This is a genomic window from Pseudomonas sp. Marseille-Q5117, assembly GCF_946901175.1.
Lineage (GTDB): Bacteria > Pseudomonadota > Gammaproteobacteria > Pseudomonadales > Pseudomonadaceae > Aquipseudomonas > Aquipseudomonas iranensis.
The window spans coordinates 51,514-68,914 of the sequence record NZ_CAMPPP010000007.1 but is presented as its reverse complement, the minus strand read 5'-3'; the positions used below and the strand labels follow the sequence as shown (position 1 = coordinate 68,914).

Here is a 17,401-nt window from a genome sequence, read left to right as displayed (position 1 = left end):
GGCGATGTAGTCGCGGGGCGCCCGGTAGATCCCAAGATTTTTTACATTCAAAAAGGGCGCCTCTACAGCCCGCTAACTATTGAGCTAAGAGTCGTACCGGGTTTTTACTTATTTTGTCAGAGACTCAGTATGTGGTGTCCGGACTTCGTTATGTTCGTCGTAGCAGCATGAAGACTCATCATTCTGAGGGTTTTCGTATGACCGCTTTGAAAGCACTTGAAAGCTTACCCCGTCTTGACCTACGTGGATTCACTACGCCTGTACAACTGCTCGAAAGATTCAGTGAGTCGATTGGAGTCGAGGTATGGTGCAAACGAGACGATATAGGCTCCGTTGGTCTTGCGGGAAATAAGGTTCGAAAGCTTGAAGTCGAACTTGCATATGCAGTGGCGAGCGGCGCAACCCATTTAGTTGCGGAAGGTTCGCGGCTCTCCAATGCGACTCGAGCTGTGGCTGCTGCCAGTGCAGCGCTTGGATTAAAATGCACGCTGATCCTTTCTCACGAAGAGCCCCACGAGCCTGTGGGCAATTTAATGTTAGACGGACTATTCGGCGCGAACTTGAATTTTGTTGGAGACGTAAGCTGGCTAGAGCTTAGTCAGCATGCACAAAGTGTTGTTCGCGAACTCGAGGAGGCAGGCGAAAGCGTTTACAGGCTTCCAATTGGATGTGCTTCTGAGCGAAGTTGCTTAGGGTTTGCGCTCGCTTATGCTGAGCTTCGTGAGCAAATGAACGAGCAGGGTCGTAAAGTCGAGACAATTGTACATGCCTCATCTTCGGGTGGAACGCATGCGGGTTTGGTTCTTGGTAATGCACTCTATGGGGATCAGACTAAAATTCGCGGTATTGTTGTCGCGGAAGATGTCTATCCGGATGTGGAGGGTACTTATCTTTCATACGCTCGCGGTGCTGCGAAAATAATTAATTCTGATGTTGATATCTCGCGCTCTCATATCAATATCAGTCAAGAGTATTTGGGTGATGGGTATGGGATGCCATCAGTCGGGATATATGAGGCCATTGACTTTCTAGCTTCAAAAGAGGGCTTGCTGGTTGATCCGGTTTACAGTGGTAAGGCCGTAGCTGCGATTATCGATTTGGCTTCAAAACAAGACCTTAAAGGGCCAGTAGTGTTTTGGCATACAGGAGGGTATCACGCTCTATTTGATCCGAACTACGCTAAGCGCGTTTGGAGTTCAATTGACCGCCTATCAAAAATAAAGTTGTAATTTTTAGAAGAATAACAATAAGGTGCACCAAGATGAATGACAATAATCTTCGACGGGGCCTAAGCACTAGGCACATCCGTTTTATGGCTCTTGGATCGGCCATTGGGACAGGGCTTTTTTATGGCTCGGCATCAGCCATAAAATTAGCAGGCCCTTCAGTTTTGCTTGCCTACTTGATAGGTGGTGCAGCGATTTACATGATGATGCGCGCCCTTGGTGAAATGGCGGTTCACAATCCGGTATCTGGATCCTTCGGACACTACGCTAGTCAGTACCTGGGTCGTTATTTTGGTTTTCTCACAGGCTGGAGTTATGCGTTCTCGATGCTGGTGGTGTGCCTGGCTGACGTAACCGCGTTCGGTGTGTATATGGGATTATGGTTTCCTGATACGCCACCCTGGATCTGGGTGCTCGGAATAGTGCTGTTTATCGGTGCCTTAAACCTATGCAGTGTCAAAGTATTCGGGGAAATGGAGTTCTGGTTATCGTTGTTCAAGGTGACTGCTATTGTTGCCATGATTCTAGCAGGGGGTGCTGTACTGTTGTTTGGCATTCAGTTGGATAACGGAACTGGAGCGGTTATCGGGTTCTCCAACTTATGGATCCATGGTGGTTTTTTTCCTAATGGCGTTAGTGGGATGATTGCCTCTTTCACCGTGGTAATTTTTGCTTTTGGCGGTGTCGAAATGATTGGCATCACAGCCGGCGAGGCAAGAGATCCCAAGCACGTGCTGCCCAAAGCAATCAATTCGGTACCTTTACGTATCCTGCTTTTTTACGTACTTACCTTAGTCGTACTGATGGCCATTTATCCCTGGACGAAAATTGGCAGTCAAGGTAGTCCCTTTGTTCAAATATTCAGCGGCCTAGGCATAAGCTCGGCAGCAACTGTCCTGAATATCGTAGTGATTTCAGCTGCTGTTTCCGCAATAAATAGCGACATATTCAGCGCAGGGCGAATGATGTATGGTATGGCTCAAAACGGCCAAGCCCCCTCAGGTTTCGCCTCCCTGTCGCGTTTCGGCGTGCCTTGGATGACTGTCGCAGTGATGAGTATCGCTCTACTTTTAGGGGTGGTGCTAAACTACTTGGTGCCGGAAAACTTATTTTTGATCCTCGCCTCGGTAGTGACTTTTTCAATTGTATGGGTCTGGCTGATGATCCTTCTGTCTCAAGTCGTGATGCGCCGTGGCATGAACAAAGATGAAGCGGCTGCTCTAGATTATCCAGTACCTCTATGGCCGGTAGCCCCAGCATGCGCCATTGCTTTTATGGTATTTATATTTGGTGTGCTCGGGTGGTTCCCCGACACGCGTACAGCCATGTTCGTCGGGCTCGGATGGTTGACACTACTATCGGTGGGCTACTGGTTATGGGTAGCGCGCACCCCACAGCCTGCGTCGGCCAACGCTTGACTCGATAAACATTATACGTCCGGCAAAGGAATGCCGAGACGTCCCTATCAGTAAAACGGACCGTATCCATACACTTTGAAATTGTTAGTTTCACAAAAGTATAATTCGACTTCATCTGGTGTTTAAAGCGCGTTATAAGTTGCAAGGATTTTTTATTGAAGTCTGATAGATAATTTATCTCGCGACAGCCACTCTCGGGTAGTTAAGGCTTGCCAGTATTCCCTCCTGTCTCTGGAGAGTCTGAGGATACCTTGCTAATGTCAGAGCTAAACTGTGTATTATCCGATGACTTACTACGAAAAGCGTTCGGGGTTGCGCCCATAGCTTTTTGAAACATTGCGATAAATGCAGAAGGTGTGCTGTAACCCAATTTTTTGGCCACCGATTGCACAGTCAATCCATCAGAAAGCATTGCAAGTGCTCTTGACAAGCGAAGCCGTTGCTTCCACTTAATAAAACTCATCCCAAGATCACGGTCGCAGCGGCGTGCAAGGGTGCGTTCGGTGCTGTTAACGTGTCTTGACCAATCTAGAAGTGACCGATTATTTCCAGGATCTTTGAGAAGCACTTCGAGTACCAGCTTTAATGCAGGGTCATTAGACATAGGCAAAAAATTCTCAATGCACGATCCGGCGCTTAGCTGATCAATCAAGACCCGCATCAACCGGCTATCTTCTTCATTTTCAGGCTCCTGAGTTCCTCGTTTTTTTAGGTCTAGGAGAATCGCCTTGGCAATAGGTCCTACTGAGATGATGCTAGCGACAGTTGGCATGGTTTTGCATAGCGTGGCTTCGACGTTTAGAAGAAAATATGCGGCGTCGTTGTCTGCCCAGGCGAGATGATCTGTGTTAGGTGGTAACCATATCCCAAAATCGGGAGGCGCCGCATAACAGTTGTTTTCAACGGTTAGCTCAATAACTCCCTTGATCAAGTATACAAATTGTCCCCAAGCATGTTGCTCTGTCGAAAACGAAGTTACTTTGTTTATTTCTACGATTCCAACTGATACTGAACTCATCTCTGAAGTCTTATGGTGATCTGAGTGGTTGGTCATCGTTCAAACTCCGTATAGTACGTTGACATTGTATCCTGCTAATTATAGCAGTGTATGATTTCTTCTCCCATTTTGCTGATTATGCATGCACGATGAAATTAATAAACTCCATCTCGCAGTCGGTCGCCACTGAGAAAGTCCTGAGCGAGTTGGATTCCATCAATGAGCGATGGGGTATGAAGCCGAAATCAAGCTGAAGAACGTGCTCGGCGATGTCTACGACGCTATGAGGACGCAGCACTAAAGACCCCGACTTATGAAGGCGGCAGTGATCCAGTGGCGACATAGGCTGGAAAAGAAATCATCGACTCGTTTGGCGTGTGCTCGTAGGTCGAGGACAGCACCGCACTGAGTCGGTCGCCCAACAGGTTCCAGGCAATTCTCTTTTCTTCAGCATAGTCGTGATGCAGGTAATGGCGCCTCACCCGCGAGCCGGCCAGTACATGATTTTGGCAGCGATCGATGACGTCCAGGCTAACGCCTAAGGCTTGCATCATGGTCGCCCCCGTACGTCGCAGGTCATGCGGCGTCCAGTCGCCGTTTTGGCCGTCGGCAAGGACCAGGGTATCGTCATGGCACCGTCTGGAGAGGGCCTTGCGGTTTTTGAACCGGGCCTGGCGATCGCCGACCTGTTTGCTCACCACTTTCACGTCCACATGCCCATCATCCAGCTTGTTCGGAAAGCACCATTGGGAGTCTCCCGTGAGGGTGTTGAGTTCCTGAAAGAAATGCAAGGCGAAGGGGGAGAGAAAGACATGGTGGTCCTGTTTCTTGCCCCGGGTGCCTTTGACGTTTTCGCTGGGGAGGAACCAGGTCTGTCGGTCCAGATCGACATTCTTCCATTCGGCCTGGAGCAACTCACCAATCCGGCATAGCGTGCCCAGGCTAATCCAGAGCGCGAGCTGCGTTTCCTTCTTTAGCGGTCGAATTCCCTCGTATTTTTGGCCCGCGGGGAGGGCGTCGTAATCGGCGGTCATTTGCTGAAAGCGGTTGTGCAGTTCCAACAGCTCAGCCGGGGAAAGGATGCGGCTTCTTTCTGCCTCGTAGTCGGCAGGGATCAGGGGGGAGATGTCGACGAGCTCAGTCGGATCACCCTCAACCAGTAACGCCCGCCAAGGTTGGCGCTTTCTAGCCCAGCTGAACATCTGAGTGAGGTCGGCGAAGAAACTGATGGCTTGCCGGTGAGCACCGCGGCTGACCACGGTGCGGATCAGCGCCCGAACATCGTGTTCGGAAACATTGTTCACCGCGGTCCTGCCAAGTGCCGGGAATAGGTCCTTGTTAAAACGGCGCTGCAACTCTGCATTGCCGTCTTTGCGCGCGACGCCATCCAACAGCCAGGCGCTAGCCAGATCCTGGACGGTCAGCGTTTGCACCTTCGTCGTTATTGCATGTTCGGCCTCTACGTTAGCTGCGGCGTATGCCTTTGCCTTGGCGGTTTTCTTCTGCTCGTTGGGATTGATCTGCTCATCGATGAGCGCCCTAGCCTGGTTACGCGCCTTGCGGATGTCCGTCAGTGATTTGCGTGGCCAGGACCCGCAGGCGTATTCTTTGTTCTGGTCGCCCCACCGATAGCGATAGAAAAAGCTGACCGACACGCCGTCCTTACGCAGGGCAATTCGACCCGCGAGATTGCCATCCTCCCGTAGGATCCGGCCGGCATCATTGGCGGTCAGCGACTCAAGTTCTTTGATGGTGATTTTGGCCATGAAATGAACTCCCCCTACTTTTACCCCCACAAAAACGTCGGCTCTTGATGGACGTTGCTGGACTCTCGTAGAGCAGAACACCGCTGGAGCTCAAGTAAATACTAGCTTAGAAAAATCCAGAGTGAAATTTTGGAAGCTTTCAAGAAGTATGAAAAAGGAGATGGGGTGCTAGGGGTCGAGTGTTCGAATCACTCCGTCCCGACCATATTTTTCAATGACTTAGGCCAATGTTCACAGCATTGACCTTTTTCATGTGTGTGAAATTTGCGGGGCTACTCGATCACGCCTGCGACTCGCATCACCAAGTGTTTGGGTTAGTCAGAATGTCCGCTCGTCGAGCAAATAGCACTCTCTGTGCGCCGATCTTCTCTCACTTATTAAGCGCAGCCCCTGCGCCACTGACGGGAGAGAATGATGATCGACGACAACAATGGCCCTGAAGCCCCATACCCGGGTCCAAGCGAGCAAACCCCTGATTCTGGCGAGGGTCATGACTCCGGCCTGGAGCAAGCTGACTCTGAGCCAAAGCAAGGTACCGACGAACGACCAGAGGACTGGAATCCGCCACCCGGCAATCCTGGTTCAGATCAAGATGCCCAGACGGGCCGAAATAACGGCGGCGCAAAATAGGCGCATCGAATTATTTCGTGTACGAGACCCGGCCATCGCGCCGGGTTTTTTATTGCCACCGAATCCTCTCCCAACGTAGCCGAGATTTATGTGGGGACGGTTATCTGGGTTTTAAGGGCGAAGCCGAGCGGCGCCGGCACCTGAATGATCGATCCAGGCGCCGGCAACAAGCGTGTTTACTCGACTATGCAGATCCAGCGGTGGTTGTATCGGTACGGCGCGCGAGTGAAATGAACATCTGAAACCATCTTCATGCCGCGCTCTTGAAGCGCTTCGGTCAGTTGTACGAGTGTCTCTGCCTGGATAGTCATTGCTGTCACCTCGTCAGATTTACTGCGTTCATAATTCTTGACCGAGGGATCAGGCGGCTAATTCATTTTTTCTACAGCAGTCATTGGCGCCGTGAGCGTGAATGTCGTGTCACTTCATGCCCACTACTCCGCCCCACTCAAGCCCGAACCGCCCCAGATACTTCCTCAAGCGATCGGCATCATTGGGTTGCGCCTTGGCCTGCCGGGAAACACTGAACAGCTGTCGACCGGCATCCGAGAGGCTGTCCGCCTGCTGGCACACCTCAATGACAGCCTTCAATTGCAAGCGATCGAACAAGTCCATGCTCTCACCATCTCCTGGCAACTCAGTCGATAGCGCAGAGGGTTGCGCCAAGCTCCATGCATACCGCAATCGATCGATCTCATCATCGACCTGCGCTTCATCGATGCGCCCGCTGTCGGCCAAAGTCGCCATCCGCGTAATCGATGCGGACAGTTCGCGAAAGTTGCCCAGCCAGGCTGCTGCGGGTGAGCTGGCGAAGGCCAGGTAGCGTCGGCGTGCTTCGAGATTGAAGCGCACCCGCTCACCCTGTTCGCGAGCATGGCGTTCCAGTTCGAAATCGAGGTTTGGCTCGATATCCTCGCGACGGCCAGCGAGGCCGGGTAGATCGAATGTCCAGAGGTTGATGCGTGCATACAAATCTTCGCGAAACAGCCCTTCGGCGACACGACTGCGCAAGTCGCGGTGGGTGCCGGCAATGATCAGAAAATCGCTCTCGACTTCCTTGTCCGAGCCCAGCGGGAAGAAGCGTTTCTCTTCGATCGCCTTGAGCAGCATCGCTTGTTCGTCTGCGCCGAGCTCACCGATTTCATCGAGAAACAACATGCCACCATTGGCGGCGCGCAGCAGGCCATCGCGAGAGCTCTGCGCGCCGGTGAATGCGCCTTTGACGTGGCCGAACAAGGCCGACATCGCGCCGTCGCCACGCAAAGTGGCGCAGTTGACTTCGACAAAGCGTCCCTGCATCTGATGGCGATTGCGTTTGAGTTCGTAGATGCGCCGCGCCAGGAAGGATTTGCCGGCGCCGGTCGGGCCGATCAGCAGCATGGGGGCTTTGGAGCGCAGCGCAACGCGCTCGATCTGTTCAATGGAGCGGTTGAAGGCCGGGTTGCGCGTGGCGATGCCGGACTTGAGAAATTCCAGGCCTTCAAGACGTTTGCTGGCGAAGCGTGAGGCAATCCGATCATAGCGCGACAGATCGAGATCGATCAGCGCATGAGTGCCGCAGGCGGGCTCGTTCTCGCTCTTGCGCTTGGCGGGGGAGGTCTGGATCAGTCGGGCCGGCAGATAGCGCGCCTCGGTGAGCAGGAACCAGCAGATCTGTGCGACGTGGGTGCCGGTGGTGATGTGGACGAGGTAATCCTCGTGCTCGGTGTCAAAGTTGTAAGCAGTGGTGAAGTCGTGCAGGGCGCCGTACACCTCTTCGAAATCCCAAGGGTTACGCAGCGACATTGGATGCAGGCGCACTTCGGTGCTTGGAGAAATCTGCTGAATGTCCGCTCGGACACGCTCGGCGAGGCTGACGTCGCGCGCGTCGAGGCCGTGAATCAATTCAAGCCGATGGATAGGGAGGTCTGTTTGTTGGCACAGACCTACGCTTGGCCGCCAATAATTCCAACGACTGGCGCCCTTGCCGACGCGATCGAGGGTGGCTCCGATAAATCCGATGGCGACCGTGCGTTTGCTGGGCATGCTTATCTCATAAGATAAATGACGATACGCAATGATAATTTTGCTGGTCGGATTTGTCTTCCATAGATTATCAAGACTCGTCGCATCATGGATAAAAGCTATTAAAAACAAGAACATAACAGAAACAACCATAGCCGCATCCAAAGCTGGCACAGCGGCTGCAATGCTGATGGAAACGAACATGGACACCAAGATATGAAAGACCAAACCTACCAGCTTCTCGAAGTCGCCAACGGCAAGCCCATCAAACTCTGGACCGAAGGTGTCCCGGTTGAAAACGAAGCCCGCGCACAGTTGATGAACACGGCAAAAATGCCGTTCATCTTCAAGCATCTGGCGGTCATGCCCGATGTGCACTTGGGCAAGGGCTCGACAATTGGCAGCGTGATTCCAACGGTCGGCGCGATCATTCCCGCAGCGGTGGGCGTCGACATCGGTTGCGGCATGATCGCTGCGCGTACGTCGCTGACGGCTGCAGATCTGCCAGACAACCTGCATGGATTGCGTACTGCAATCGAACAAGCGGTGCCGCACGGCCGCAGTTCGAATCGTTCGCGGCGAGACAAAGGCGCCTGGGACGAGGTTCCGCAGCAAGCCGATCAGGCCTGGGCGGGGTTGCAGCCGCGCTTCAAACTGATCACCGACAAGTATCCGAAACTGGCCAATACCAACAACCGGGCGCATTTGGGGACGCTCGGCAGTGGCAACCACTTCGTCGAAGTGTGCCTGGATGAAGCCAACCGTGTCTGGTTCATGTTGCACAGCGGTTCGCGTGGCGTCGGCAACGCTATCGGCAACCTGTTCATCCAGATGGCCCAAGCCGATATGCGTCAGCACATTGCCAACTTGCCGGACCGTGACCTGGCCTATTTCGAAGAGGGCAGTCAGCATTTTGATGATTACGTGGAGGCGGTTGGCTGGGCGCAGGATTTCGCCAGACAGAACCGTGAACTGATGATGCGTGCAGTGATTCAGGCCACGCGGCAGATCATCCGCAAGCCTTTCGAGGTCGCGCTCGAAGCGGTCAATTGCCATCACAACTACGTGCAGAAGGAACGGCATTACGGTGAAGACGTGCTGATTACCCGCAAAGGCGCCGTGTCTGCGAAGAAGGGCGAGCTGGGGATTATTCCGGGCTCGATGGGCGCCAAGAGCTTCATCGTTCGCGGTCTGGGCAATGAAGAGTCATTCAGTTCCTGCAGCCATGGCGCCGGGCGCACCATGAGCCGCACGAAGGCCAAGAATACCTTCACCGTCGCCGATCAGATTCGCGCAACCGCCCACGTGGAATGCCGCAAGGACGAAGCGGTGATTGACGAAATTCCGATGGCCTACAAGGACATCGACAAAGTCATGCACGCCCAGCGTGAGCTGGTGGAAGTGCTGCACACCCTGCGTCAGGTGGTGTGCGTCAAAGGATAAGGAAAGAGGTTATGGAATTCGAAGAGCGTCACCCGCTGTGCGGCACGATGCGCACACGGGTGCTGGCCGAGCTGACGCGTTTGGAGCGCGAGCGCAATGTCACTGTTTTATATGCGTGTGAATCCGGTAGTCGGGCCTGGGGCTTCGCCTCCACCGACAGCGATTACGACGTGCGGTTTGTGTACGTGGAAAAACCTGAGTGGTTCGTCCAGGTCGATACGCCTCGTGATGTAATCGAGCGACCGCTGGACGATGAGCTCGACGTCAGCGGATGGGAATTGCGCAAGACCCTCGGTCTGTTGCGCAAATCCAATCCGACGTTGCTCGAGTGGCTCGATTCGCCGCTGGTCTATCGCAGCGAGAGCGCTCAGGTGGCGCAGTTGCGCGAACTGGCCGAAGCGTTCTATAGCCCGCCAGCGGCACGCAACCACTATCTGTCGATGGCGAAGAAGAACTTTCGTGGTTACCTGCAAGGCGAAACTGTTCGCTTCAAAAAGTATTTCTATGTGCTACGGCCCTTGCTCGCGGTGCGCTGGATCGATCAGGGGCGAGGCCGACCACCGATGGTCTTCGCCGACCTGCTGAGCACAGTCGATGATCGCGCGCTGCTCAGCGAAGTCGACGAACTGCTGGCGCTCAAGCGCAATGCCGACGAGAGCGCTTACGGGCAGCGTCGTCCGGCGCTGCACCGGTTCATCGCGGCTGAGCTTGAGCGCGAAACGCCAACATTACCCAGAACTCAGGCAGACTCGCGGCGGCTGGATCGCTACCTCAGGGACGCCGTCGGGCTGTACGCGTAAGGAATTGCAATGAAAAAGGATGTAATTGAACTGGACGGCGCCATTGGTGGTGGCCAGGTGTTGCGCAGTGCGCTGAGCCTGTCGATGGTGACAGGCCGGGCGTTTCGTATTAAACAGATCCGCGCCAGACGCAGCCGTCCGGGATTGCTGCGTCAGCATCTGACAGCCGTGATGGCGGCGGCCGAGGTTTGTGGTGCAGAGATATCTGGTGCGCATCTGGGGTCGCAAGCCCTGAGCTTCGAACCGGGCGAGATTCGCGGAGGCAACTTCCAGTTCGCTATTGGCACGGCGGGCAGTTGCACGCTGGTGCTACAGACGCTGTTGCCAGCCTTGTTGCAGGCGCCGCAGGCCAGCCGAGTGACGATCTCCGGTGGCACCCACAATCCGCTGGCACCGCCGACGGATTTCCTCTCGCGCAGTTGGCTACCGCTGCTGCGGCGCATGGGCGGCAATGTCGAGCTGGAGTTGCTGCGTCATGGTTTCGTACCGGCTGGCGGTGGCGAGCTTGCCGTGACGGTGCAGCCGTCGCGCCTGACGCGACTGGATGTGTGTGAGCGCGGCGAGGCGATTTCACGGCAGGCTCTGGCGCTGACTGCCGGACTTGCGCCTACCGTCGCTCAGCGAGAACTGAGCCAAGTGGCCAAGCGGTTGAACTGGCTTGCGGAGGCGCTGCAAGCGGTGACGCTTGATCCGGCACGCGGCCCGGGCAATGTGTTATTGCTGGAGTACGTTTTCGAGCACGTCACTGAAGTGTTCAGCGCATTTGGCCAAGTGTCGTTACGCGCTGAGAAAGTAGCGGATGCCGCGATCAATCAGGCTGCTGACTGGCTGCGTAGTGGTGCTGCGGTGGCTGAGCATCTGGCCGATCAGTTGCTGTTGCCGATGGCGCTGGCCGGCAGTGGATCGTTCACCACGCCGCGCATGACTGATCATTTGCGCAGCAACATTGAAGTCATCCAGCTGTTTTTGCCGGTCCGTATCGATTGCCAGGAGGAGGGCAGTGATCGCTTGCGGATAGCAGTTTCACAAACTCATTAGTAGCGACCTGCGGTTCCGAAGGCAGTCGCAAAACTTCTCTGAGAGCGCCACTAGCCCTCAGCCATTAGCACATCCGACCTAATTGCCCCTGTTCCGGCTCGACCTTAAAGTCCTGTCGCTTGGCAGCTGACTGTCAAATATTTCCGGTACAAAATCAAAAAGGTCGATCTGCAATGAACTCATCAAGGACTATTCCGGTTCTCGCTTTATTCGCAACACTGGTCCTCGCGGTCACTGGATGCCAGACCGTAAAGCCGGGGGAGAGTGATCTCAAGAATCGCGCACAGACCACCATTGGCAAACCCGTGATCAAGGTTTCAAACATCCGCAGCGACTTCAATACAACGTTCTATACCGCTCAAACCGAAAGCGGTGAATATACGTGCGAGCTGCCGAGCGGCCCGATGGTAGCTCTGGGTTCCATGGGCATGGGACTGGGCGCTCAGTGCACCAAGCAATGAAGAACCAGTCTCTTCGCCGCTAAAAAAAGAAAGGCCAATGTCGATGACATTGGCCTTTTTCTTTAACGAATACTCGGCGCAGATCAGCTGGTTTTCGAGTTCAGCTTGCGCAGTTCTTCATAGGTCGCCGACTGCACGAACCAAAAGCCGGAGACGATGCACCAGCCCAGGGTGCCGCCTACGAACATACCGAGACCCGAGAGAAAGCTCTGGCTCATCATGAAGAGGGAAACGATCAGGATGACCGCCAATGCGATGTAGAGAACGATGTTGTTGACGCCGATGACGAAATCTTTCATTTGCATTCCTTGGATGTATTTTCCTCTGGCCGCCCTCTATGGCGGCCAGTGCGCGCATCATATTGATATCACCCGGTGTTGCGCTAGTTTCGGTGCCGGATTTTCGTTACTAAAAGCGAAACCACTCTTACTGAGCGGGTTTTTTATCCAGGTCTCTGGAGTCGCTCGACGTCGCCGCATCCTTCTCTGTCTCATGCGGCTCTGATCCCGCGTTGGCGCCTGAGGACTCTTCGCCTTTCTTGTTTGCCTTCTCGTCATGGTCGCGAGAGCTTTCTGCATGATTGACGCCGGGCAAGGCCGTGGCAGGGGTTGCTGCGCCCGCCGTGGATTCGGCTGCCGAAGCGTGAATCGGGCCGATCAGGCACAGGCTGAAAAACGACAAGGCGAAAATTTTCTTGTTCATCACGTGGGCCTTCTGCGCGGTTGGATGTACAGCGTTGGATAGGCCTGTCTGGCAAAGGTGCGCGGTACTGGACGAGCGGCGAATTTCACCCTGATGAAAAAAATCCTGAGAGCAGGCAAATTGCTGGCCCCCAGAGACATTTTGCCCCGGCAAAATCGCCTTTTTTCAAAAGGTTAGGTTGGCTATATGCGGACGATTGTCATCACCGTTGCGATGCTTTCCCTGGCTTTGATCGCCTCGGGAGTGCAGGCAAAAGAGTTAAGCAAGGGCCATCGCTTTGCCTGCACCTGGGGCTCGGATATCGCTGCCGGTGCGCAGCAATCCAAGCTGTCCGGAGTCTCGCTGTATGGCGCGCGCAAGCAATTGCAGGTTCGCCGGTTCCAGCAGCCCTGGATGCGCATGACCGCGATGGGGATTACCGAGCAGACCTACAACAGCAGCTCGAAGCTTAAACCGGCAGCGGTCAAGCAGACTTATTACGAACAATGCGTACGGCACGAATTGGCCCGGCGTTGAGGCAGGTTGACCAAGGCTGACCGGACAACTCAGGAGTCTCGAGAGCCCTTGGCGACTGCCGGCCCGGCCACCCGCGGCAACGGTTTGCTCTGCATCAACGCATCCAGTGCCTTGCGATACCCCTGACCGCCAAGCGCCATGCTGTTGTTGTGCGTTGCTCCGGGCACCAGCAACAGGCGCTTGGGCTGCTCAGCGGCATTGAACAGCTGCTCGCTGAAGCGCGGCGGCACGAAGGCATCAGCCAGGCCATGCACCACCAAAAGCGGCATATGAATATCGGCAATCTTGTCGATGGAGTCGAATTTTTGCGAGAGCAACCAGCGCACCGGGAGCGAGGTGTTGGCCACGGCGGCGGCTACGTCGGCGAGGGAAGTGAAGGTTGACTCGATGACCAGACCACGTACCGGCAGAGGTGTGTGGTTGCGCGCCGCGTTCTGTCCCAGTTCGGCCGCCAGATCAATTGCCACCGCGCCACCGAGAGAGTGGCCGTAGATCAGGCGCTTGTTCGGGTCCGGTTGCAGCAGTTGGAAGCGCTCCCAGGCCACGCGGGCATCTTCATAAACGCTGCTTTCGGATGGTAGATCACCCTTGCTTAGGCCGAACCCTCGATAATCGATGGCCAGCACTGAATAACCCGCCGCTCGCAGTTGTTCGATGCGAAACAGTTGCCCGGTGAGGTTCCAGCGCACACCATGCAAGTAAAGGATTGCCGGGGCATTGGCACGTTCCGCCGGCCACCACCAGGCATGGATGTTCTGCCCCGCCTTGAAACTCTTCGGTTGCAGATCGAGTTCCTGAACGCTGCCGGGCAGTCCGCGATACCAGCCGGCAGTGCCCGGCTCAATGCGAAAAAGCAGTTTGCGCTCGGTGTGTTCCAGCACCGCACAACTCGTCGGCACGCCAATGATCAGCGCGGCCATCATGGCGAATGCCAAGCGGCGGCGTCGCAGACGAGTCAGCAAGGACAGGAACATTAATCGTTTCACCACGGCGCAGACAAAGAACGCTTTTTACCAGATGCCTCGGTCTGCGCGTGATTATTTTCGACCACCGTGCATGTGCAACGATTACAAGATGCTGCAATCACTCACGCCACTTGCAGGACGATCTTGCCGATATGATCGCCGCCCTCCATGCGGGCATGGGCCTGAGCCGCGTCAGCCAGCGGGTAAACCTTGTCGATGATTGGCAGGCAGCGCCCGGCACTAAGCGCAGGCCAAACGTGTTCTCGCAGTTGATCGGCGATGACGGCTTTCTCCGCAGCGGTACGCGCGCGCAGCAACGAACCGGTGACCACCGCGCGTTTGCCGAGGATCGCCAGCAGATCGATGTCGTTGGCGCGGGCGCCGCCGAGGAAACCGAGCATCACCAGTCGGCCGTCCATCGCCAGTGCGCTGATATTGCCGTTCAGATACGAGCCACCCATGATGTCGAGAATCACGTTCACGCCTTGATCTGCGGTCTTCTCGGCAATGACCTTGGCGAAGTCCTCTTCTCGATAGTTGATCGGTTGCCCGCCAAGTTTGCTGATTGCGGCGCATTTTTCAGGACTGCCGGCGGTGGCGAACGCCTCAATACCGAATTCACGGCAGAGCATCAGCGCGGTGGTGCCGATGCCGCTTGTGCCACCGTGAATCAGTACGCGCTGGCCTGCCTTGGCGGCGCCGAGGCCGAACAGGTTGGCCCAGACGGTGAAAAAGGTTTCCGGAATCGCGGCGGCCTGGACCCAATCGACTCCATCCGGCACAGGCAAAGTCTGGCCGGCTGGTACCGCGCAATACTCGGCGTATCCGCCGCCATTGGTCAGTGCGCACACACGATCGCCCACAGCGAACCGCGTAACTCCGGGACCCAGTGCAACCACTTCGCCAGCCACTTCCAGGCCGGGAATCGGGTCCATCCCGGGTTTCATCGGATATTTTCCGGCGCGCTGCAAGGCATCCGGACGATTGATGCCGGCAGCGTGAACGCGGATAAGCACTTGGCCTTCGGCAACGGTTGGCAGCGGCACGCGCCTGGCTTGCAATACTTCAGGGCCGCCGGGTTCGGTGATTTCAATACGGGTCATTTCGTTGGACAGTGACATTGTCGATTCCTGTGAGAAAGGTCGTGTAGATGGGAACGCTGGCAGCGCGCAATGATTCCCTTCAGTTCGCCGCGCAACGGGGTTCAGTTGTAGAGGGCAGCCAGCGCATGGCTTGCTCCAGCAGTAGAGCGACGACGATCGCGCCAGCAGCGATCACAAACAGCAGCGTGTGCTGGCCGCCCGAGGCATTGAACAATGCCGAATAGGCAAACCCGGCCAGCGCCTGAAAGGTTGCGAATGACACAGTGGCACGGCTCCAGGCGATCTGCTGACGGTGATGCGACGGCACCAGTTCATGCACCCGGGCCAGGGCCAGCGGCACGATGCCCGGCGGGAACGAGCCGAGAATCACCGCCAGTAAAGCCAGCGCCAGAAATGAATGGGAGACGGCCAGCAAACCGAGGGCGATGGCTTGCACTACCAACACCAGTCGAATACCAGTGCGGGCGCCGAGCTGGTCGACCAGGAAGCCGTAAGTCACCGGCCCGACAATCGCCCCCAGGCCATAAATGACCCAGACCATTGCGCCGATATGCGCCCCGGCACCCAATCCGCGCGCTACGTAATCCACCAGAAACACCATGGCAGGCACCAGCCCGGCGGCCATGAACGCGTATTGAGCGAATAACAGGTAAACGCCCGACGGTGTTGGCTCATCAGCCGACGTTGCGTGCGCAGCCACGGCATGCGTGGTATCCGCAGGCCAGCCGAACCAGCTCACCGCGGTCAGCAACAACGCCAGCGCGCCCAGTCCCAGCCATGTTGCCTGCAAGCCAAGAGCCAGCAGTGGCGGCACGATGGTGCCGGAGCCGGCAATCCCCAGGCCGATGCCAAGGAAGATTGCGCCACTGGCCAAGCCTCTGCGAGCAGCCGGAACGTGAGGCAGCACGGTTGCCGCCACCAGCACCATGATCGCGCCACCAGCAATCCCGGAGAGCAAACGCCAGCCGAAGAACCAGCTCACCGACAGCGGATAAGCACAGGCAAAAAATGCCGCCGTGACTGCCAGCATCATCAGGCGCAAGGCGTTGCGGTTGCCTGTTCGGTGAGCCATGGGCCGACCGAGCAGGGCGCCGATCAAGTAGCCGACCAGATTGGCCGCGCCGAGGTAGACGACATCATTGGCCGAAAACCACTGCGCCTGAATCAGCGAAGGTATCAATGGCGTGTAAGCGAAACGCGCCAGACCAATGCTGACCAGACTGGCGCAAAGTCCGGCGAAGATCGGCAGCCAGATGCCGGTAGAGTTTGCAGTACGCATGATCGCGATCTCACAAGAGGTGTATGGCGCTCAGCTTATCGGCTATCGTTGCTGCGCATATGCAGCGATTAAGCGGCACAATGATGCAAAAATGCTTCAAAGAGGATCCGTATGAATTGGGATGATGCGCGAGTGTTTCTGGCGGTCTGTCGCGAGTCGACATTGCGCGGGGCTGCGCGTGTTCTGGGCGTCGATCAGGCCACGGTCGGACGGCGCATTACTGCGCTGGAGAAGGCATTGAGCGCGACGCTGTTCCTGCGTACCTCCGACGGTTATGCGCTGACCGCCGTTGGTGAAGCGGCGCGTAAAAGTGTGGAAAAAATGGAGCATTCGGCGCTGGAACTGGAGCGACACATCCACGGGCTGGATGACCGTCTGACCGGTAACGTACGGGTCAGCACCACCGACTCGATGGCCATTGACTTCATCATTCCAGCGATGGCGCGCCTGCATGATCAACATCCAGATGTGCAGATCCAGCTGGATGCGTCGACGCAAATCCTCAGTCTGGCCAAGCGCGAGGCCGATATCGCGGTGCGCAATACCCGGCCGGATAACCCTGATCTGATCGCTCGTCGGATCGCCCGTTGGCCTGTAGGACTTTTCGCAGCACAGGCCTACGTCGATCGCCATGGAGAACCGCAGCCCGGCAGCGCGTTCGAGGGCCATGATCTGGTGGTCTATCAGCCGTACTTACAGAGCAAAAAAGACCTTACGCTGGTCTCTGAACCGTTGACCCGCGGACGCATCGTCACCACGCTCAGCTCCAGCCTTCTGGTGCGCCGCTCTATTGCCGCCGGCCTCGGGGTAGGCGAGATTCCTGTGTACATGGGCGAACGCGACGGCCTGGTCAGACTCTGGCCGGAGCGGACCCGGCCGCTGCCGTATGAAGTGTGGCTGGTCACCCATGCCGACCTGCGTCACACCGCGCGGGTACGGGCGGTCATCGAGCAGATCGTTGAGGCCTTTGCGCTGGAAAACGAATAAGTGGTTCAGGGTTTTGCCCGAGGCTACAACTGCTGACGAAACAGCCTACGTCCGAGACAGAATGGG

The 17,401-nt window shown here is 56.1% G+C and carries 16 protein-coding genes; 8 read left to right on the top strand and 8 right to left on the bottom strand.

Annotated elements, in window-relative coordinates:
* Positions 1-197 precede the first annotated feature (197 nt).
* Both OC605_RS13325 and OC605_RS13320 read left to right on the top strand, forming a co-directional pair.
* Positions 198-1,229, top strand: coding sequence for a 1-aminocyclopropane-1-carboxylate deaminase/D-cysteine desulfhydrase (locus OC605_RS13325; protein ID WP_262137605.1), 1,032 nt, complete (start codon positions 198-200; stop codon positions 1,227-1,229).
* 32 nt (positions 1,230-1,261) lie between these two features.
* Positions 1,262-2,644, top strand: coding sequence for an amino acid permease (locus tag OC605_RS13320; protein WP_262137603.1), 1,383 nt, complete (start codon positions 1,262-1,264; stop codon positions 2,642-2,644).
* A 202-nt stretch (positions 2,645-2,846) separates the two neighbouring features.
* Here the strand turns inward: OC605_RS13320 and OC605_RS13315 are convergent, their stop codons facing one another.
* The 3 genes from OC605_RS13315 to rtcR all read right to left on the bottom strand — a co-directional run bounded on the left by OC605_RS13315 (position 2,847) and on the right by rtcR (position 8,062).
* Positions 2,847-3,698, bottom strand: coding sequence for an AraC family transcriptional regulator (locus OC605_RS13315; protein WP_262137601.1), 852 nt, complete (start codon positions 3,696-3,698; stop codon positions 2,847-2,849).
* 254 nt (positions 3,699-3,952) lie between these two features.
* Positions 3,953-5,407 (bottom strand): tyrosine-type recombinase/integrase, encoded by a 1,455-nt coding sequence (locus tag OC605_RS13310; protein ID WP_262137600.1) that lies wholly within the window; start codon positions 5,405-5,407, stop codon positions 3,953-3,955.
* A 1,050-nt stretch (positions 5,408-6,457) separates the two neighbouring features.
* Positions 6,458-8,062, bottom strand: a complete 1,605-nt coding sequence (gene rtcR, locus OC605_RS13305; RefSeq protein ID WP_186565476.1) for an RNA repair transcriptional activator RtcR — start codon at positions 8,060-8,062, stop codon at positions 6,458-6,460.
* Positions 8,063-8,257: 195 nt separating this feature from the next.
* Between rtcR and OC605_RS13300 the strand changes: the two genes are divergently transcribed.
* The 4 genes from OC605_RS13300 to OC605_RS13285 all read left to right on the top strand — a co-directional run bounded on the left by OC605_RS13300 (position 8,258) and on the right by OC605_RS13285 (position 11,783).
* A complete protein-coding gene (locus OC605_RS13300) occupies positions 8,258-9,484 on the top strand; it encodes an RtcB family protein (protein WP_186565474.1) in 1,227 nt (408 codons plus the stop codon).
* A gap of 11 nt (positions 9,485-9,495) precedes the next feature.
* Positions 9,496-10,284, top strand: coding sequence for a nucleotidyltransferase domain-containing protein (locus OC605_RS13295; RefSeq protein WP_262137597.1), 789 nt, complete (start codon positions 9,496-9,498; stop codon positions 10,282-10,284).
* 9 nt (positions 10,285-10,293) lie between these two features.
* Complete coding sequence (gene rtcA / locus OC605_RS13290; RefSeq protein WP_262137596.1) at positions 10,294-11,322, top strand: RNA 3'-terminal phosphate cyclase; 1,029 nt, start codon at positions 10,294-10,296, stop codon at positions 11,320-11,322.
* Between the two features lie 173 nt (positions 11,323-11,495).
* Positions 11,496-11,783, top strand: a complete 288-nt coding sequence (locus OC605_RS13285) for a hypothetical protein (RefSeq protein ID WP_071171742.1) — start codon at positions 11,496-11,498, stop codon at positions 11,781-11,783.
* Positions 11,784-11,866: 83 nt separating this feature from the next.
* On the opposite strand, the gene OC605_RS13280 is transcribed toward OC605_RS13285, so the two are convergent.
* Together OC605_RS13280 and OC605_RS13275 are read right to left on the bottom strand one after the other, a co-directional pair.
* A complete protein-coding gene (locus OC605_RS13280) occupies positions 11,867-12,082 on the bottom strand; it encodes a hypothetical protein (RefSeq protein ID WP_041478566.1) in 216 nt (71 codons plus the stop codon).
* A 127-nt stretch (positions 12,083-12,209) separates the two neighbouring features.
* Positions 12,210-12,485 carry a hypothetical protein gene (locus tag OC605_RS13275; RefSeq protein WP_130926672.1) on the bottom strand — a complete coding sequence of 92 codons (276 nt, stop codon included), beginning with the start codon at positions 12,483-12,485 and terminating at the stop codon, positions 12,210-12,212.
* Between the two features lie 186 nt (positions 12,486-12,671).
* On the opposite strand from OC605_RS13275, the gene OC605_RS13270 reads away from it, so the two are divergent.
* Positions 12,672-13,001 carry a hypothetical protein gene (locus OC605_RS13270; RefSeq protein WP_262137592.1) on the top strand — a complete coding sequence of 110 codons (330 nt, stop codon included), beginning with the start codon at positions 12,672-12,674 and terminating at the stop codon, positions 12,999-13,001.
* A 29-nt stretch (positions 13,002-13,030) separates the two neighbouring features.
* Here OC605_RS13270 and OC605_RS13265 read toward each other — a convergent pair whose 3' ends face one another.
* The 3 genes from OC605_RS13265 to OC605_RS13255 form a co-directional block, all read right to left on the bottom strand.
* Positions 13,031-13,975 carry an alpha/beta hydrolase gene (locus tag OC605_RS13265; RefSeq protein ID WP_186565463.1) on the bottom strand — a complete coding sequence of 315 codons (945 nt, stop codon included), beginning with the start codon at positions 13,973-13,975 and terminating at the stop codon, positions 13,031-13,033.
* A gap of 113 nt (positions 13,976-14,088) precedes the next feature.
* The gene (locus OC605_RS13260) at positions 14,089-15,087 is read right to left on the bottom strand and encodes an NAD(P)H-quinone oxidoreductase (protein ID WP_262137589.1); all 999 of its coding nucleotides are present in this window, start codon (positions 15,085-15,087) and stop codon (positions 14,089-14,091) included.
* A gap of 61 nt (positions 15,088-15,148) precedes the next feature.
* A complete protein-coding gene (locus tag OC605_RS13255) occupies positions 15,149-16,348 on the bottom strand; it encodes a YbfB/YjiJ family MFS transporter (protein WP_186565459.1) in 1,200 nt (399 codons plus the stop codon).
* A gap of 111 nt (positions 16,349-16,459) precedes the next feature.
* On the opposite strand from OC605_RS13255, the gene OC605_RS13250 reads away from it, so the two are divergent.
* Positions 16,460-17,335, top strand: a complete 876-nt coding sequence (locus OC605_RS13250; RefSeq protein ID WP_016774069.1) for a LysR family transcriptional regulator — start codon at positions 16,460-16,462, stop codon at positions 17,333-17,335.
* Positions 17,336-17,401 lie beyond the last annotated feature (66 nt).

What these genes read in the sequence shown, in the direction of transcription:
- OC605_RS13255 (WP_186565459.1), bottom strand. Translation starts at nt 16,348, where the DNA reads ATGCGTACTGCAAACTCTACCGGCATCTGGCTGCCGATCTTCGCCGGA.
- OC605_RS13315 (WP_262137601.1), bottom strand. Translation starts at nt 3,698, where the DNA reads ATGACCAACCACTCAGATCACCATAAGACTTCAGAGATGAGTTCAGTA.
- rtcA (WP_262137596.1), top strand. Translation starts at nt 10,294, where the DNA reads ATGAAAAAGGATGTAATTGAACTGGACGGCGCCATTGGTGGTGGCCAG.
- OC605_RS13325 (WP_262137605.1), top strand. Translation starts at nt 198, where the DNA reads ATGACCGCTTTGAAAGCACTTGAAAGCTTACCCCGTCTTGACCTACGT.
- OC605_RS13295 (WP_262137597.1), top strand. Translation starts at nt 9,496, where the DNA reads ATGGAATTCGAAGAGCGTCACCCGCTGTGCGGCACGATGCGCACACGG.
- OC605_RS13270 (WP_262137592.1), top strand. Translation starts at nt 12,672, where the DNA reads ATGCGGACGATTGTCATCACCGTTGCGATGCTTTCCCTGGCTTTGATC.
- OC605_RS13285 (WP_071171742.1), top strand. Translation starts at nt 11,496, where the DNA reads ATGAACTCATCAAGGACTATTCCGGTTCTCGCTTTATTCGCAACACTG.
- OC605_RS13260 (WP_262137589.1), bottom strand. Translation starts at nt 15,087, where the DNA reads ATGTCACTGTCCAACGAAATGACCCGTATTGAAATCACCGAACCCGGC.
- OC605_RS13275 (WP_130926672.1), bottom strand. Translation starts at nt 12,485, where the DNA reads ATGAACAAGAAAATTTTCGCCTTGTCGTTTTTCAGCCTGTGCCTGATC.
- OC605_RS13280 (WP_041478566.1), bottom strand. Translation starts at nt 12,082, where the DNA reads ATGAAAGATTTCGTCATCGGCGTCAACAACATCGTTCTCTACATCGCA.
- rtcR (WP_186565476.1), bottom strand. Translation starts at nt 8,062, where the DNA reads ATGCCCAGCAAACGCACGGTCGCCATCGGATTTATCGGAGCCACCCTC.
- OC605_RS13300 (WP_186565474.1), top strand. Translation starts at nt 8,258, where the DNA reads ATGAAAGACCAAACCTACCAGCTTCTCGAAGTCGCCAACGGCAAGCCC.
- OC605_RS13320 (WP_262137603.1), top strand. Translation starts at nt 1,262, where the DNA reads ATGAATGACAATAATCTTCGACGGGGCCTAAGCACTAGGCACATCCGT.
- OC605_RS13250 (WP_016774069.1), top strand. Translation starts at nt 16,460, where the DNA reads ATGAATTGGGATGATGCGCGAGTGTTTCTGGCGGTCTGTCGCGAGTCG.
- OC605_RS13265 (WP_186565463.1), bottom strand. Translation starts at nt 13,975, where the DNA reads ATGTTCCTGTCCTTGCTGACTCGTCTGCGACGCCGCCGCTTGGCATTC.
- OC605_RS13310 (WP_262137600.1), bottom strand. Translation starts at nt 5,407, where the DNA reads ATGGCCAAAATCACCATCAAAGAACTTGAGTCGCTGACCGCCAATGAT.